General features: G+C 48.8%; 10 protein-coding genes and 1 pseudogene. 9 read left to right on the forward strand and 2 right to left on the reverse strand.

The features are described 5' to 3' along the window. Positions 1-3 precede the first annotated feature (3 nt). A pseudogene (gene rny, locus BWI97_RS09570) lies at positions 4-1,575 on the forward strand (ribonuclease Y). A gap of 73 nt (positions 1,576-1,648) precedes the next feature. Here rny and BWI97_RS09575 read toward each other — a convergent pair. Then, positions 1,649-2,449: a hypothetical protein gene (locus tag BWI97_RS09575; RefSeq protein WP_102200860.1), complete on the reverse strand. Its 801-nt coding sequence runs from the start codon at positions 2,447-2,449 to the stop codon at positions 1,649-1,651. A gap of 178 nt (positions 2,450-2,627) precedes the next feature. Further along, entirely contained in the window at positions 2,628-3,002 is a 375-nt protein-coding gene (locus tag BWI97_RS09580; RefSeq protein WP_094810549.1) for a Rid family detoxifying hydrolase, read from the reverse strand. Between the two features lie 140 nt (positions 3,003-3,142). Between BWI97_RS09580 and BWI97_RS09585 the strand changes: the two genes are divergently transcribed. From BWI97_RS09585 to BWI97_RS09620, 8 genes are all read left to right on the forward strand, one after another. Beyond that, positions 3,143-4,261 carry an AI-2E family transporter gene (locus tag BWI97_RS09585; protein ID WP_094810547.1) on the forward strand — a complete coding sequence of 373 codons (1,119 nt, stop codon included), beginning with the start codon at positions 3,143-3,145 and terminating at the stop codon, positions 4,259-4,261. Positions 4,262-4,283: 22 nt separating this feature from the next. Continuing rightward, positions 4,284-5,219, forward strand: a complete 936-nt coding sequence (locus BWI97_RS09590) for a DMT family transporter (protein WP_233207795.1) — start codon at positions 4,284-4,286, stop codon at positions 5,217-5,219. Between the two features lie 256 nt (positions 5,220-5,475). Continuing rightward, on the forward strand, positions 5,476-6,495 hold the full coding sequence (fbp, locus tag BWI97_RS09595; RefSeq protein ID WP_094810545.1) for a class 1 fructose-bisphosphatase: 1,020 nt from the start codon (positions 5,476-5,478) through the stop codon (positions 6,493-6,495). Between the two features lie 170 nt (positions 6,496-6,665). Beyond that, the gene (locus BWI97_RS09600; RefSeq protein ID WP_094810543.1) at positions 6,666-7,142 is read left to right on the forward strand and encodes a PA2169 family four-helix-bundle protein; all 477 of its coding nucleotides are present in this window, start codon (positions 6,666-6,668) and stop codon (positions 7,140-7,142) included. 358 nt (positions 7,143-7,500) lie between these two features. Further along, entirely contained in the window at positions 7,501-9,339 is a 1,839-nt protein-coding gene (gene glmS / locus BWI97_RS09605) for a glutamine--fructose-6-phosphate transaminase (isomerizing) (protein ID WP_102200861.1), read from the forward strand. A gap of 440 nt (positions 9,340-9,779) precedes the next feature. Continuing rightward, positions 9,780-12,899: a SusC/RagA family TonB-linked outer membrane protein gene (locus tag BWI97_RS09610; RefSeq protein WP_369826554.1), complete on the forward strand. Its 3,120-nt coding sequence runs from the start codon at positions 9,780-9,782 to the stop codon at positions 12,897-12,899. A gap of 37 nt (positions 12,900-12,936) precedes the next feature. Continuing rightward, positions 12,937-14,784 (forward strand): RagB/SusD family nutrient uptake outer membrane protein, encoded by a 1,848-nt coding sequence (locus tag BWI97_RS09615; RefSeq protein ID WP_102200862.1) that lies wholly within the window; start codon positions 12,937-12,939, stop codon positions 14,782-14,784. A 1-nt stretch (position 14,785) separates the two neighbouring features. Beyond that, the gene (locus BWI97_RS09620; protein ID WP_094810534.1) at positions 14,786-15,454 is read left to right on the forward strand and encodes a DUF3823 domain-containing protein; all 669 of its coding nucleotides are present in this window, start codon (positions 14,786-14,788) and stop codon (positions 15,452-15,454) included. Positions 15,455-15,724: the final 270 nt, after the last annotated feature.

Genomic DNA, 15,724 nt, shown 5'->3' on the forward strand with positions numbered 1-15,724 from the left:
CAAATGCAGGATAGTAGTATTCTATTGTATTTGCTCGATACCCTCATTACAGCGGGAATAGTATTCTTTATTACCCGGATATTCTTAGGGAAAGCGATTAAAAATCGGGAAGCAGAGGCCGAAGTAAGAGCCGTCGACATTATTAAAAACGCTGAAGAAAAAGCGGAAAACCTCAAAAATCAGCGGATTCTTGAAGCGAAAGAGAATTTTCTTAAACGCCGGGCTGAATTTGAAGAAGAAACCAATAAGCGGAAACGTGTTCTTCAGGAAAATGAAGCGAAACTGAAGGATTTTGAGCGTCAGATCAATCAGCAACGCGAACAGGCGAAACGCAAGGAAGACGAACTGGAAAAGCAGCGGCAGCAGTTAGCCCAGCAGCAGGAGTCAGCGAAACGGAAAGTGGATGAGGCTGAGAAAGCCCGCACCAGTGCCGTTTCCCAGCTCGAAAAAATCGCCGGTCTTACCGCTGATGAAGCTCGTCAGCAACTGGTCGATAACCTGAAAGCCGAAGCGGAAACCCGGGCCTCCAGCTACGTAAAAAACATCGTAGAAGAAGCCAAACTGACGGCAACGAAAGAAGCGAAGAAAATCGTTATTGAAACCATCCAGCGGACGGCGGCGGAACAGGCCATCGAAAACTGCGTCTCGGTTTTCAATATCGAATCGGACGATATTAAAGGTAAAATCATTGGCCGTGAAGGACGGAATATCCGGACACTGGAATCGGCCGTGGGCGTGGAAATCATTGTAGATGATACGCCGGATGCGATTGTGATTTCGGGTTTTGATCCCGTACGCCGTGAAATCGCCCGTTTGTCGCTCCATCGACTGGTACAGGATGGCCGTATTCACCCGGCTCGTATCGAAGAGGTGGTTGCTAAAACGCGGAAGAATATCGAAGACGAAATCGTTGAAATCGGTGAACGTACGGTGATTGATCTGGGTATCCACGGCTTGCACCCGGAATTGATCAAGATGGTAGGTCGGATGCGTTTCCGGTCTTCGTACGGTCAGAACCTGCTCCAACACTCCCGCGAAGTAGCCAAGTTGTGTGCAACGATGGCTTCCGAACTCGGGCTGAATGCGAAGCTGGCCAAACGGGCGGGTCTGCTGCACGATATTGGTAAAGTATGGCACGAAGAGCCGGAATTACCGCACGCCATTCTGGGTATGGAAATGGCCCAGAAGTACAAGGAGCACCCGGAAGTTTGCAACGCCATTGGAGCTCACCACGACGAAATTGAGATGACCAGTATGATTTCCCCCATCGTGCAGGTATGCGACGCCATTAGTGGTTCGCGTCCCGGAGCCCGTCGGGAAATGATGGAAAGCTACATTCAGCGTTTGAAAGACCTGGAAGCTCTGGCCCTCAACTTCAATGGCGTAGATAAGTGCTACGCCATTCAGGCCGGTCGTGAACTTCGCGTCATCGTGGATTCGGATAACGTATCGGAATGAAAAGCGGGTCAGCTGAGCTACGATATTTCACAGAAAATTGAGAAAGAAATGCAGTATCCCGGTCAGATCAAAGTGACGGTAATTCGGGAAATGCGTTCCGTAGCTTACGCAAAATAAGCAAGTCTGTAAACGCAGGAACCCCGCTGGTATCAATCAGCGGGGTTCCTGCGTTTACAGGCGAAGACGCTACTCATCTTCGCTTGTCTTTCACGCGTTTTTGTTCAAACCGGAATGAAAGGGCCGGGTTACGGGCTGGATAAGTGATTTCGTAGAAGTGGGCCGCCCGGTTGGACTCCAGCAGGAGTTTACCCCGCATGGCCTCGCCTGGTTGAAGTACCATGTGGCGAAACGTTTCCCGCTCGAAGTTGCCCTGTTCCCAGGTAAGCTGATCCATCCGATTTCCAAAACGCTGGTGATCAGCTACCCGCTTAATTGCCAGGGTTTGCCAGCCGGCGGCAATGCCCGCCCGCTTGGAAGCGTACTCGTGATAGGTTTGCCGTGAATTCGTTTGGGTCGCTACGTCGGCGGCAACCAAACCCACCAGTAAGACGGTATTGAACACTTTATTGAATTGAAGAATCTTCCGTTCCTGCTTGATTTGCCGGGCTACTCGCTGTAATTCTAGGTCTGGATCCAGGCCTCTTTTTCGCCAGGCGTTGAGCGTACGGGCGGATGTTTTGTAGAGTAACAGGGTTTGCGTTTCATCCAGGGCAGTACTTTCGAAATCATGTGGGTTGATTTCGATGGGCCGCTCGGTGAGATTCGTAATTTCCGTATCAAAAATCAGATACTCGATATTGGCTCCCGGTTGACGGCTGAGATAAACGGATTCAAAAGCCGTAACGACTTTTAAACTGTCATTCATCTGGCGAGCTACTTCCAGGCCATTTTCCGGATGAGTATCGGGATTAAGTGACTTGAGCTGCAGCGTCGAACGCGTACAGGAAGCCGAAAGAAGGACAATCGTGAAAAAGTAGAGGTAGATTTTCATAGCTAGTGCGGATGCGGTTGACTAGCCGAAAATACGGAGGAAGCTACTGATGATGAAAGAATTAACAGATTTTAACGGCGAGGGTTGGTCACCAGAAATGTGTAAGGGGGCGTTTTATGCTTCAAGGCAACGGAATTACGAAATGTTGCTTTGAAGCATAAAACGCTACTTAGAATACTTAATCAATAAGAGCTACTACCGAAATTTCTACGGAAACATCTTTAGGCAGGCGGCTAACCTGAACGGTTTCACGGGCTGGATAGTCCCCCGAGAAGAACTCGCCATAGATGGCGTTTACTTCCGCAAAATCGTTCATATCTTTCAGGAAGATGGTGGTCTTAACGATATTGTGGTAATTCATGCCTGCTGCATGTAAAATTTCGCCAATGCTTACCATAACTTGACGGGCTTCAGCTTGAATTCCGGCCTGGCTGGCGGCTAGATCGGCAGCGATCTGACCGGAAACGTACAAACGACCATCTATTTTTACTGCTTGAGAATAAGGTCCGATGGGTGCGGGTGCATTGGGAGTGAAAATAATTTGCTTGTTCATTGGTCTCTTTACAAGTATTTAAAAGGGCAAGTTAAAAAAAAAGCGTGCAGTTAAAGAACGTTAATCTTAAGACTTGAGTACGTTAAAACTTTTTAATCAAAGGAAGGTTCATTAGTCAGCTCCTTATACGAATTATCGACATGCCAGCTTCCGACCGTCCGTTCTATCACCGGGCTTCTCACTCTTTAATTATCATTAGCCTCGTTACGCTGGGTATTTACATTGGACAGGAAATTATTGTGCCGCTGGCGTTGGGGGGCTTATTGGCCATTCTGTTAAGACCGGTAGAAGCCTGGTTTATGCGGAGGGGCGTTCATAAAGTAATCGCTATTTGTCTGACGTTGTTACTAGCCGTTATTGTCTTGTCGGGCGTAGCCATCTTCATTTCCATACAGATTTCCAATTTCTCGGATGATCTGCCGAAGCTGCAGCAAAACATCAATGACTTTTACCGGGTAGCCCGTCGCTGGGTTCGCCAGGAGTACAATGTCAGTTATACGAAACAGGCTCAGTACATCAAGCAGGCCCAGCAGAAAACGCTCGAAAACCTGCAGGGCGGTACGGGAGCCTTAGCGGCTATCTCCGGACCCCTCGGAACCCTGGCTTTGATTCCCATTTATGTCTTCTTATTGCTGTACTACCGGGCCATGTTGCTTAAGTTTCTGGTATCACTCTTTGTGGAAGAACACGCCGGGCGGGTCTGGGAAATTATTGGGCAGGTAAAGACCGTTATTCAAAGTTACGTGGTCGGCCTGCTGCTTGAAACCGCTTGTGTAGCCATTCTTAATGCTCTGGGATTACTGGCTTTGGGCGTGGAGTATGCCATCATGCTGAGCGTCATCGCCGCCATTTTGAACTTAATTCCTTATTTGGGAGGCATCATTGCAACGGTACTGGCCGTTGCCATTGTGTTTATTAATAATCCGGAGCCTTCGATGCTGCTGGGCGTGGTAGGCGTGTTTCTAGCCGTACAATTCATTGATAATAACTTCTTAGTACCGATGATTGTCGGTTCGAAAGTAAAGGTCAATGCTTTAGTATCCATCGTGGGCGTACTCATTGGCGGAGCATTGGCTGGTGTATCGGGGATGTTTCTTTCCATTCCGGCGATTGCCCTGATGAAAGTCGTTTTCGACCGGGTCGAAGGGCTGGAACCCTGGGGCATACTCATTGGCGATGATCAGCCCGACGACGCCAAACAACCGATGTTGCCGCGGTGGATGCGAATCTGGGAACGCAGAAAGGCCGAAAACGGTTGATTCCAAAAGCTTTCTTCCCAGTATGCAATCATCTACGGCCGAACCGATTCAGAAAAATAATCAACGCTATCAACCTTCAGCGGTTGTATTGATGCTACTGGCTTCTTTGCTGTTTGCGATCATGACGCTGACCGCCAAGCAGCTCAGTACCCGTTTCGATGCCGTAGAACTGGTGTTCTTTCGTAATCTAGTAGGGGCTACCTTTATTTTAATCAGCCTCCGACGCCGTCCCATGCAGCAGCCGGGCGGCAAACCGTTTTTGCTGATTTTCCGGGGCGTAGTGGGGACGGCTTCTCTTTACATGCTTTTTTATTCGGTACGAACGCTGACACTCGGTACGGCTTCGGCTTATCAGTATACGTATCCTATTTTTCTAAGCATTCTTTCCTTTCTGTTTTTTGGTCGAAAACTCAACCGTCGGGAGTGGGCGGCGATTGGACTGGGCTTCGTGGGAATTCTCTTCATTTTTCGTCCGGACGTAACCATGCCTCTTCGCTGGCACCTGATTGGGCTAAGTTGTGCGTTACTGACGGCTATTTCTTACCTGTCTATTCGAGGACTTAATCGCTATTACGATACGCGGGTCATTGTTCTTTCCTTTATGCTATCAGGCCTAGTCTTACCAGCTATATCGATGGTACTGGGCGAACACTGGCCCAAGGCAGAAAGCCTGTGGCTCGGTCGGTTCGTATGGCCGCAGGGCTGGGAGTGGCTCGTCTTGCTGGGAATGGGGGCAGCGGCTCTGGCGGCTCAACTCGCCATGACGCGTTCTTTGGGCATGGATAAAGCGGGTCGGGTATCGGCGGTTGGTTATTCAAATATTGTCTTCTCCCTACTGCTGGGGTTACTACTAGGCGACGCTCTGCCCTCCCTGCCTGTACTGCTCGGAATCACGTTGGTCATTAGCAGTGGGGTGCTCATTGCCTGGAAGAAACGAACGCCTGCAACCGCTAAATAAAGATCAGTTGTTATCAAAAAAAGATTAGATTTTTTTGATAACAAGCAGGGTTTGCTTTTGCTTTAATCGTCTTATCCTCAGTAGTACTTAGCCTCTTTCCGTTAAACAATTCCTTAATTTTTTTAAGAATACGCGTGAGCGTAGGAAGCTCAGCCGTTGTCGCCTTTCGGGCTTCATACGGACGGGAATGCTATGCCTTTATACACTCAATCTTTCTATTCCAACCTTTTCAAAACCGTTTAAACGAGCACCGACTATGACCTTTTTGGATGAAACCATTGCCCTGCCCGTCGGCGTAACCCTGGATCGATTTATCAAACGTAACCAGGAAGCTTTTCCCTTTGCTACCGGTGAGCTTTCACAACTTTTACGGGATATAGCCCTGGCGGCTAAGATCGTGAACCGGGAGATTAATAAAGCGGGTCTGGTGGATGTGACCGGAGCCCTCGGAACGTCCAATATTCAGGGAGAAGCCCAGCAGAAACTGGACATGATCGCCCATATCCGGTTTATGCGGGCCTTGAGAAATGGCGGCGAAGTGGCCGGGATCGTGTCGGAAGAAGAAGAAAATATTGTTTTCACCGGAAACGATGAGGCTAAGTACGTAGTTGCCATCGATCCTTTAGACGGATCTTCCAACATCGATGTAAATGTTTCAATCGGTACGATTTTCTCCATCTATCGTCGTCTGAGTCCACAGGGTACTAAAGTCAACACAAACGATTTTTTACAGGGTGGCGAAGCTCAGGTAGCCGCCGGGTACGTGCTATACGGCTCGTCAACAGTGCTGGTATACACAACAGGACACGGTGTCAATGGCTTTACGTACGAGTCTTCACTGGGCGAATTTTTCCTTTCCTATCCCACCATTCAAATTCCGGAGGATGGCAATCTGTACTCAATTAACGATGGGAACATGCCCGATTTTCCGGAAGCCATCCTTCGGTATATCGACGTATGCCGGAGTCGTCGGTATTCAGCCCGATACATTGGTTCACTCGTGGGCGATTTTCACCGGAATCTTCTGAAGGGAGGTATTTACTTCTATCCACCCACCCGTAAAACGCCTCAGGGCAAGTTGCGGCTCTTGTATGAATGCTACCCGCTGGCTTTCATTGTCGAACAGGCAGGCGGTATGGCTACCGATGGGAAGCAACGTTTATTAGAGGTCGAAATCAGGAATTTACATCAACGAAGTTCCCTGTGTATTGGCTCTAGTAATATGGTGAAAGAAGCCAATCAGGTATACGTTGAACAGGGCACCATGGCGGAATAAAACGGACCGACAGTCAGGGCTTACCCATAAGTGCTCGCGTGGGAACAATTTTCTACAGATTTAGTAAGTTTATTATTTGTTTAACTGTTTGATTTACAGGGATATTTGATTTTTGGCTTAGGTTTTTTTGCAGAATTAACATAAGCGTATCAACCAAAAACAAGTAAGTCATGGAAACTACAGTAACAAACGACAAATTAGTAGATGTACTTAATGATTTAGTGCGTATTAATAACGACCGGATCGCTGGATACGAAAAAGCAGTAAACGAAGCTGAACTCGAAGACGTAGATTTGAAAGCTTTGTTCAACCGTTTTGCCGACGAAAGCCGCACATATCGGGATGAGTTGAGCCGTGAAATTGTTAGCCTCGGTGGCACGCCTACCGACGAAACAACTACTTCTGGTAAGTTCTACCGCGTATGGATGGACATCAAAGCTGCGTTCTCTGGTAAAGACCGGAAAGCTATTCTCGAAAACTGCGAGTTTGGTGAAGATGCCGCTCAGGAAGCCTACCAAACAGCTCTGGAATCAGAAGCTACAATGACGACTGATGTACGTCAATTGATTAGCACGCAAAAGTCAAAGCTGAAAGATTCACATGACGCGGTGAAAAAATACCGTGATTTGCATGAATCGATGAGCTAAGAAAGCTTTTATATAAAAACAGGAAAGGCGATCTCACAACGGGATCGCCTTTCCTGTTTTTAGGTTTTCAGATACGGAATCAAAACAGGTTAATAGATTGAGTTAAAGAGAGTTTAGTAGACATAAATGCTTATTGAAAATAATTTTAAAGTTGTAGATATTATATTTAAAATTATTAAATAAGTGATTGATTTTAAGTATTTTATGTAGAAAAAGGGTCTTTCCCTTTTTATTTATCCCCTGATCTGTTTGCTTTGAACAGTATAGATAAATCAGTAGTATTTACGTACGGTAAGAAAAGTACAAAAACTATTGTATCAACCCTCCATTACATTTCTTCCATTAATCTTTACCACTTATGTGCGGAATCGTAGCATACATTGGGCACCGCGAAGCCTATGCCCTCATCATTAAAGGCCTAAAGAGACTGGAATACCGAGGCTATGACTCAGCTGGGGTAGCTCTGCTCACCGATACGGGCCTGAATGTATATAAGAAAAAAGGAAAAGTCTCCGATCTGGAACAGTCGCTGGGCGAAGAACAGCTCAGCAGTCATATTGGTATTGGGCATACGCGTTGGGCTACCCACGGTGAACCGAACGATCGGAATGCCCACCCCCATTATTCACACACGCAAAAGCTGGCGATAATTCACAATGGGATCATTGAGAATTATGGAGCTATAAAACTTAATCTTCAAAACAAAGGCTACGCGTTTCATTCGGATACCGACTCCGAAGTATTTGTCAACTTCATTGAAGACATTCAAAAAGAAACCTATTGCTCACTCGAAGAAGCAGTACGGCTGGCCATGCAGGAAGTCGTAGGGGCGTATGCCATCGTTCTCATTAATCGCGAAGAACCCGGTACACTCATTGCCGCCCGTAAAGGCTCACCGCTGGTCATTGGCGTAGGAGAAGGCGAGTACTTTTTTGCTTCGGACGCAACGCCCATTATCGAGTATACCAACGAGGTAATTTACCTGGATGATTTTCAGATTGCGGTAGTACGCGAGGGTGAACTGACCGTTAAGAACATCGAGAATATCGTTTTGTCGCCTTACATCCAGCACATTGAGCTTGAGTTGGAAGCAATCGAAAAAGGCGGTTATGAGCACTTCATGCTCAAGGAAATTTTCGAACAACCCCGTTCCGTGAAGGATTGCTTCCGGGGCCGGGTCAACGCTGATGAAGGGCATCTGGTACTCGGTGGTCTGCGGGAATACCTGGACGATATTGCCAAGTCGCAACGAATTGTCATTGTAGCCTGTGGTACTTCCTGGCACGCGGGGTTAGTCGCTGAATATGTTTTTGAAGAGCTGGCCCGTATTCCCGTTGAGGTAGAATACGCTTCTGAATTCCGCTACCGAAACCCCATCATTAAGGAAGGTGACGTAGTCATTGCCATTTCGCAGTCGGGTGAAACCATGGACACCCTGGCGGCTATTGAACTGGCTAAATCCAAAGGGGCCATCATTCTGGGCGTTTGTAATGCCGTGGGATCGTCCATTCCCCGAACTACTCACGCAGGGGCATACACCCACGCCGGTCCCGAAATTGGCGTGGCTTCGACGAAAGCCTTCACCGCTCAGGTTTCTGTCCTTACGCTGATGGCCATCGCGGTGGCTCGCCGGAAAGGCATTCTGCACGAAGATACCTTCCGTCGTTTCCTGTTCGAACTCGAACGCATTCCCGAGAAAATAGAAAAGGTGTTGAAGAACGCCGAAAAGATCAGGGAGATTTCAGCCTTGTTCAGCGAAGCCCGTAACTTCATCTATCTGGGTCGGGGCCTCAACTTCCCCGTAGCGTTGGAGGGAGCCCTGAAGCTCAAGGAAATTAGTTACATCCACGCCGAAGGCTACCCGGCAGCGGAAATGAAACACGGACCGATTGCCCTGATTGACGAAGATATGCCCGTCGTATTTATCGCCACGCGAGATCAGTCCTACGAAAAAATTGTTTCGAACATTCAGGAAGTAAAGGCCCGAAAAGGTAAGGTGATTGCGGTGGTGACGGAAGGCGATAAACTGATTCCAACCATGGCGGACCACGTCATCGAAATTCCGATTACGCACGAAGTTTTAACGCCGCTTTTGTCCGTAATTCCCCTGCAATTGTTGTCGTATCACATTGCCGTCATGCGGGGTTGTAATGTGGACCAGCCCCGTAACCTGGCGAAATCGGTTACCGTAGAATAAAGTAGTCCGATTCAAAAAAAGCCATCTGTCCAGATGGCTTTTTTTGTTGGATAGACCATTGTAAATCGATGTAAATACTAATGAATGTACAAATTGATCTTCGATAGATCATAAAATAGTCAAAATACAGTCAGTGGACGGTAAACGGCAGGGAGTGCAGGCTTAGAAGTATAAATACATTTGTCTTAGTGGATAAATTCACTATTTTCTTAGATAGTGAATATAATCCGCTAGTCACTTACGACTTACCGCTAAAATTACACCTAATCAATCGCTTCCTAATCCTTTCCACTATGACTGTAACGTAACGTATTTCCATTGGTAGAAGAGAACCTTTTCTGCAATCCAAGTTTGTATTGATCTGCCTTAATGTGCACTTCGCCCAGCGAAGGAGCCTGTGTCTGTATTGCCTGATCGATTTCCTAAAAACCTTTACTTCTATGCTAAAAAATCGACTTTTCTTACCGGGAGGATCAACCTTCTGGCTATTTATGTTACTGCTCTGTTGTGTCGTACGACTGCCGGTACAAGCGGCGGATGTAGTCGTTTCCGGAACGGTTAGCAGTCCCAGCGGTGAGCCGCTTCTGGGAGTAAGCGTTCTGCTAAAAGGGACGACCCGCGGTGTTATTACGGATGCTCAGGGAAAATTTAAAATCAGTGTTCCCGATAATGAATCGGTATTGATTTTCAGTTTTGTAGGCTACGTGCCGCAGGAAATGGCGGTAGGCTCTCTGACCCAGCTGACGGTTACGCTCCAGCCCGATACCAAAAACCTCAGTGAGGTAGTTGTCGTAGGCTATACCACACAGTCGCGGGCTACCGTGACCGGAGCAGTGGGTACGCTGAAATCGTCCGATCTGTTACGTACACCCGCCGTTACTACATCCGGAGCGTTAGTGGGTAAAATTCAGGGTATTACGGCTCGTCAGGCCGACGCCCGCCCCGGAGCCGGAACGAATATTCAAATCCGTAACATGGGTACTCCCTTGTTCATTATCGATGGCGTTCCTTCGGATGAAGGCAATTTCAACAACCTGGGTCAGAATGATATTGATAACATTTCCATTCTGAAAGATGCCTCCGCTTCCATCTACGGATTACGGGCAGCCAACGGGGTAGTGCTGGTAACCACGAAACGCGGGAAGATCGGCAGCAAGCCACTCATCAATATTAATGGCTATTACGGGGTGCAGAATTTCACCCGGTACCCACGTCCCGCCAATGCTTACCAGCACGTTCGGGCTCAGGCCGAATCGGATCAGAACCAGCGGATTAACACGACCTGGACGCCGGAGGAACTGGCGAAGTGGAAAGCGGGTACGGAGAAAAATTACCGCAGTTTCGATTATTACGATATGGTCATGCGGCCTAACGTACCCCAGTTCTCACTCAATGCCAATGCTTCAGGAGCCAATGAAACCGTAAACTATTACGTATCCGTTGGACACCTGGGACAGGAAGCGTTGATTAAAGATTATCGGTTTAACCGTACGAACATTCAGACCAACGTAGAGGTAGCTCTGGCGAAACGGTTTAAAATCGGTACGCAGCTAAGTGCCCGGCGTGAATTTCGCCACCAGGTAGGGGTACCCGGACTGGACGATTACTTCAACCCTTTCCTGAGTATCTTCACCATGTGGCCCACCGAGCGGCCTTATGCGAATGATAATCCGAATTACATCAATCAAACGCATAACGTGAACGTAAACCCGGCAACGTATAAAGAAGACGTTACCGGTTACATTGACGAAGTATGGATGAATGGGAAGGGTAACTTCTACGCTCAGTATGACTTTAATTTTGGTCTGTCGGTGAAGGGTACGTATTCCTATGCGTTTACCAACTTTGATTTTGATGGTTTTGAATACACCTATAATGCCTACCGTTACGACGAAGCAACGGATACGTACAACGTGGTTCCGGGTGGTGGAAATCAAAACCCCTGGCGGGAACGTCGGAAACGTAACATCATCGACCGGTTCGCTCAGATTCAGCTGAGTTACAACAAGCAATGGGGCGATCATACGGTAGCAGCAGTAGCTGCTTACGAACGGTACGATCAGGACAATAAGTATATGGTTGTCCATACGGTACCACCCAACAACTACATTCCGATTCAGTATTTCGCTAATCAGGATTTATTGATTGACGAGTGGAATGTACAGGCCCGGGCGGGTTACATTGGCCGTTTAAACTACAACTACAAACAGAAATACCTCTTTGAGGCCGTGGGTCGCTACGATGGGTCCTTTCTCTTTGCTCCCAATCGGCGGTACGGCTTCTTCCCCGGGGTGTCCTTGGGCTGGCGATTGTCGGAAGAACCTTTCCTGAAAGATCGCACCAGTAATTTTCTGGATGATTTGAAGCTGCGGGTTTCGTACGGAAAAACGGGTAGTGACCTGAGCGGTAACGATTTCATTGTAGCTCCCTTCAGCTATCTGCCGGGTTACAACTGGAACAGTCGTACGGCCGTTTTTGACGGAAACCTGGTAACGGGGCTACAACCCCGGGGGCTGCCCATTCGAAATCTTTCCTGGGTAGAAAATACGTCCCGTAACGTGGGAATTGACTTTTCGTTCTGGGATGGCAAATTCTCGGGTACGTTTGATGCCTTCGAACGTTTACGCGAAGGCTTACCCGCCGCCCGCTACGATGTGTTACTGCCCAGTGAAGTAGGCTATACCTTACCCAACGAGAACTTGAACTCGGACGCCCACCGGGGTCTGGAAGGGGTGCTGACGTACCGGAACCGGATCAATGAGGTGCAGTATTCATTCAGCGTCAATGGAACTGTAGCTCGCCGCTGGGACGTACAGGGTCGCTACAAACCCCGATACGGAAACTCCTGGGACCAGTACCGGAACTCCTGGGAACAACGCTGGGCCAACATCAACTGGGGGTATCAGGTGGTGGGCCGGTTTCAGTCACAGGCTGAAATCGACAATTACAACGTCAACAACGACGGACAGGGCAACCGCACGCAGTTGCCGGGCGATTTCATCTACAAGGATGTCAACGGCGATAAAATCATCAATGAGCTGGATGAACGACCCATTGGTTACGCCGAAGGAGCCAACCCGTACGTGAGTTTTGGGATCAACAGCAGTGTATCCTGGAAAGGATTTACCCTTCAGTTCGATTTCGCCGGAGCTACTATGCAGACCTTCCAGCGGAACTGGGAGATGAAAATTCCTTTCCAGAACAATGGAACATCACCAGCCTACATCTTCGAAGATCGCTGGCATCGGCAGGACCCATTCAACCCCGACAGCCCCTGGGTGCCTGGTACATATCCGGCCGTTCGGAAGGATAACCCCAGTCACGTCAACTTCCGCAAGAGCGATTTCTGGTTAACCAACGTAAGCTACATTCGGTTGCGTAACCTGGAACTGGCCTACAATATTCCATCACCCGTACTCAAAAAGCTGAAATTATCGGGCCTACGGGTGTACGTGAATGGAACCAACCTCTTCTCCTTCGATAACGTCAAGAGTTTCGGAATTGACCCCGAAATCTCTTCCGGCAACGCACGCTGGTGTACCCACAACAACGCCTCGTAAACGCCGGATTTAGTCTGAATCTCTAAAAGCTACTTCAATGAAATTATCGTATAAACACTTTGTGCTGGCGGCCGCGGTATTCGCCGTTTCCAGTTGCCAAAAAGGAGACTGGCTGGAGCGGAAATCGCCCACGCTAATTACGGAAGAGCAGGTATGGAATGATCCGAAAATGATTACCAGTCTGCTGGCCAATTACTACGATCGTCTGCCCGCCCACGCCGAGCTGGAAGGGGGCTGGGCCGAAATGGCTGCCTACGACGAGGCTATGTGGTCGGGCAACAACGATGATCGCAATAACATCATCGCGTACCCCTTCGACCGCTGGCGTTTGTGGGATTACGGCCTGATTCGGGATATCAACCTGGCCATGGAAAGTATCGAACGCTATGGGAACACCCTGTCGGCTACGCAAAAAAGCCAGTTTGCAGCGGAGTTACGGTTCCTGCGAGCGTATCAGTATTTCGAGCTGGTGAAACGCATGGGCGGTGTACCGATCGTGACGAAGCAACTGGTGTATGATTTCAGCGGCAATCCGGAACCCCTGCAACAGCCCCGTAACAAAGAAGAAGAGGTTTATGATTTCATTGCCTCCGAACTCGACGCGGTGAAAGATCAGCTGGGCAACGCAGGTAGCAATACCCGGGCTAACAAGTATACCGCTCTGGCTCTGAAAAGCCGGGCTTTACTCTACGCCGCTTCCATTGCCAAGTATAACAACCAAATGAGTTCGCCTATTACTTTGCCCGGAGCCGTCGTAGGGATTCCCGCCGCCCGAGCCAGCCAATACTACACGCAGTCGCTGGCCGCCGCGAAGGAAATTATTGCTTCCGGAGCTTATTCGCTGTATCAGACGAACCCGAATCCGGGCGAAAATTTCTTCGAAGCCATTACCAAAAAACAGAATAATAAGGAAGTCATTCTGGCGAAAGATTACCTGGTATCGAAAGATAAACGCCATGGGTTTTCGTATGATAACATTGCCCGTGGCATTCGCGAAGATAATTTGGGGTCCTCAGCCGTGACGCCTACGCTGAATCTGGTGGAAGATTATGAGTACCTGGATGGGAGTTCCGGTGAATTGAAAAACCGTACTGCCGACAATGGCGACTACATCTACTACGATCGTCTGCAGGATATTTTTGCCAACAAAGACGCTCGTTTGTACGGAACCATCATCTATCCGGGAACGACGTTCAAAGGCCAGGATGTACAGATTCAGGCGGGCGTAAAGGTTTGGAATGGTACGACTTACCAGACGGTGGAATCAAACGTGCTGGGTGCTACGCATACGGATGGGAAATTACTAACGGGTACCTCCGGTCCGCAACGCTCACAGACGGAAGTTTCCAATACCGGCTTTTACCTGCGGAAATACATTGATCCGGCGACGATGTCCAGCACGCGGGGGATTCGAAGCGATATGTGGTGGGTACGTTTCCGGCTGGGTGAGGTGTACCTCAACGCCGCCGAAGCTGCTTTCGAACTCGGTCAGACGGCCGATGCCCTGCAGTATCTGAATACGCTTCGGCAACGGGCCGGTTTTGCGGCGAATGCCTTAAAGACGGTGACTATCCAGAAAATTCAGAATGAGCGTCGGGTGGAGCTGGCCTTTGAGGATCACCGCGTCTGGGATCTGAAACGCTGGCGAATTGCCCACGAAGTCTGGAACGGAAGCAACTCCAACCCCGACGCCATGGCGTATGCTCTGTATCCCTACCGCGTGGTACGGCCCGGCGATCCCCGGGATGGCAAATACGTGTTCGATAAACTGGTGGCTCCCCGGTACCGGGCTCCGCGTCAGTTCCAGATGGGAAATTACTATTCATCCATCGATCAGACCGTGATTAACAATAACCCTAAAATTATTCGAAACCCCTTCCACTGATATGAAAACGCTTTTTTATGGATTACTGACCGTCGTGCTCGGCCTGGTGGGTTGTGCCAAGGATAATTTCGATGCTCCGGCTTCGGTACTACAGGGGCGGGTCATCTACCAGAATCAGCCCGTTGGCGTACGCAGCAATGGCGTTCAGCTTGAACTCTGGCAGCCGGGCTTTCAGGTATACACCAAAATTCCCGTATACGTAGCCCAGGATGGCTCATTTGAGGCTACCCTTTTCAATGGCGATTATAAACTTGTACTGCTGCGGGGTAATGGTCCCTGGGTAGATAACAGCGATACGGTTCGGGTGTCCGTACGAGGCAATACCCAGGTCGATGTGCCCGTGCAGCCTTACTATACCGTCAGTGGGGAACAGTACCGCAAAGATGGAAACAACCTCCTGGCCACGGCAAAGATCAACGGCGTGGTCACAAGCCGGGCCATCGAGCGGGTGACGTTTTACGTGGGAGCCACGAAGTTTGTGGATGTCAACAACAACGCTGGCCGCGTAGATCTGACGGGTACGGCTCTGGCGGACCTGAGTAAAACCTTATCCTTCACCTTAGCCGTGCCGACGTCATTAGGGAAAAATTACGCGTATGGCCGAATCGGGGTAAAAACGGCCGGGGTGGCCGAATTGCTGTACTCGCCCGTGCAGGAAATTAAATGGTAAAGTAAACAAACCGATCGTCCCCAAATAGAGGGTTTAAGGATTCGCTCGTACTCATTCATTCCATGCTACCGTATCGAATGAATGGGTACGAATGAATTCAGTTGAGGTTAGTGCGAAAGTGTTTACAGGATCATGAAAATCCGTGAATCGGGGCTGGATTGAATCCTATTCAGGTAAAGACACGAAAGAATTACTGCTACAAATCTTTCAGGTAGATGACATTAAACACTATTTTGACTATATTTTTTTAGATGTCTTGCAGAAATGTTC

Source organism: Siphonobacter sp. BAB-5405, from assembly GCF_002872335.1.
Taxonomy (GTDB): domain Bacteria; phylum Bacteroidota; class Bacteroidia; order Cytophagales; family Spirosomataceae; genus Siphonobacter.

Excerpts from the sequence above, each read along its gene's own strand:
- BWI97_RS09575 (WP_102200860.1), bottom strand. The coding sequence starts at position 2,449 with ATGAAAATCTACCTCTACTTTTTCACGATTGTCCTTCTTTCGGCTTCC.
- BWI97_RS09580 (WP_094810549.1), bottom strand. The coding sequence starts at position 3,002 with ATGAACAAGCAAATTATTTTCACTCCCAATGCACCCGCACCCATCGGA.
- BWI97_RS09585 (WP_094810547.1), top strand. The coding sequence starts at position 3,143 with ATGCCAGCTTCCGACCGTCCGTTCTATCACCGGGCTTCTCACTCTTTA.
- BWI97_RS09590 (WP_233207795.1), top strand. The coding sequence starts at position 4,284 with ATGCAATCATCTACGGCCGAACCGATTCAGAAAAATAATCAACGCTAT.
- fbp (WP_094810545.1), top strand. The coding sequence starts at position 5,476 with ATGACCTTTTTGGATGAAACCATTGCCCTGCCCGTCGGCGTAACCCTG.
- BWI97_RS09600 (WP_094810543.1), top strand. The coding sequence starts at position 6,666 with ATGGAAACTACAGTAACAAACGACAAATTAGTAGATGTACTTAATGAT.
- glmS (WP_102200861.1), top strand. The coding sequence starts at position 7,501 with ATGTGCGGAATCGTAGCATACATTGGGCACCGCGAAGCCTATGCCCTC.
- BWI97_RS09610 (WP_369826554.1), top strand. The coding sequence starts at position 9,780 with ATGCTAAAAAATCGACTTTTCTTACCGGGAGGATCAACCTTCTGGCTA.
- BWI97_RS09615 (WP_102200862.1), top strand. The coding sequence starts at position 12,937 with ATGAAATTATCGTATAAACACTTTGTGCTGGCGGCCGCGGTATTCGCC.
- BWI97_RS09620 (WP_094810534.1), top strand. The coding sequence starts at position 14,786 with ATGAAAACGCTTTTTTATGGATTACTGACCGTCGTGCTCGGCCTGGTG.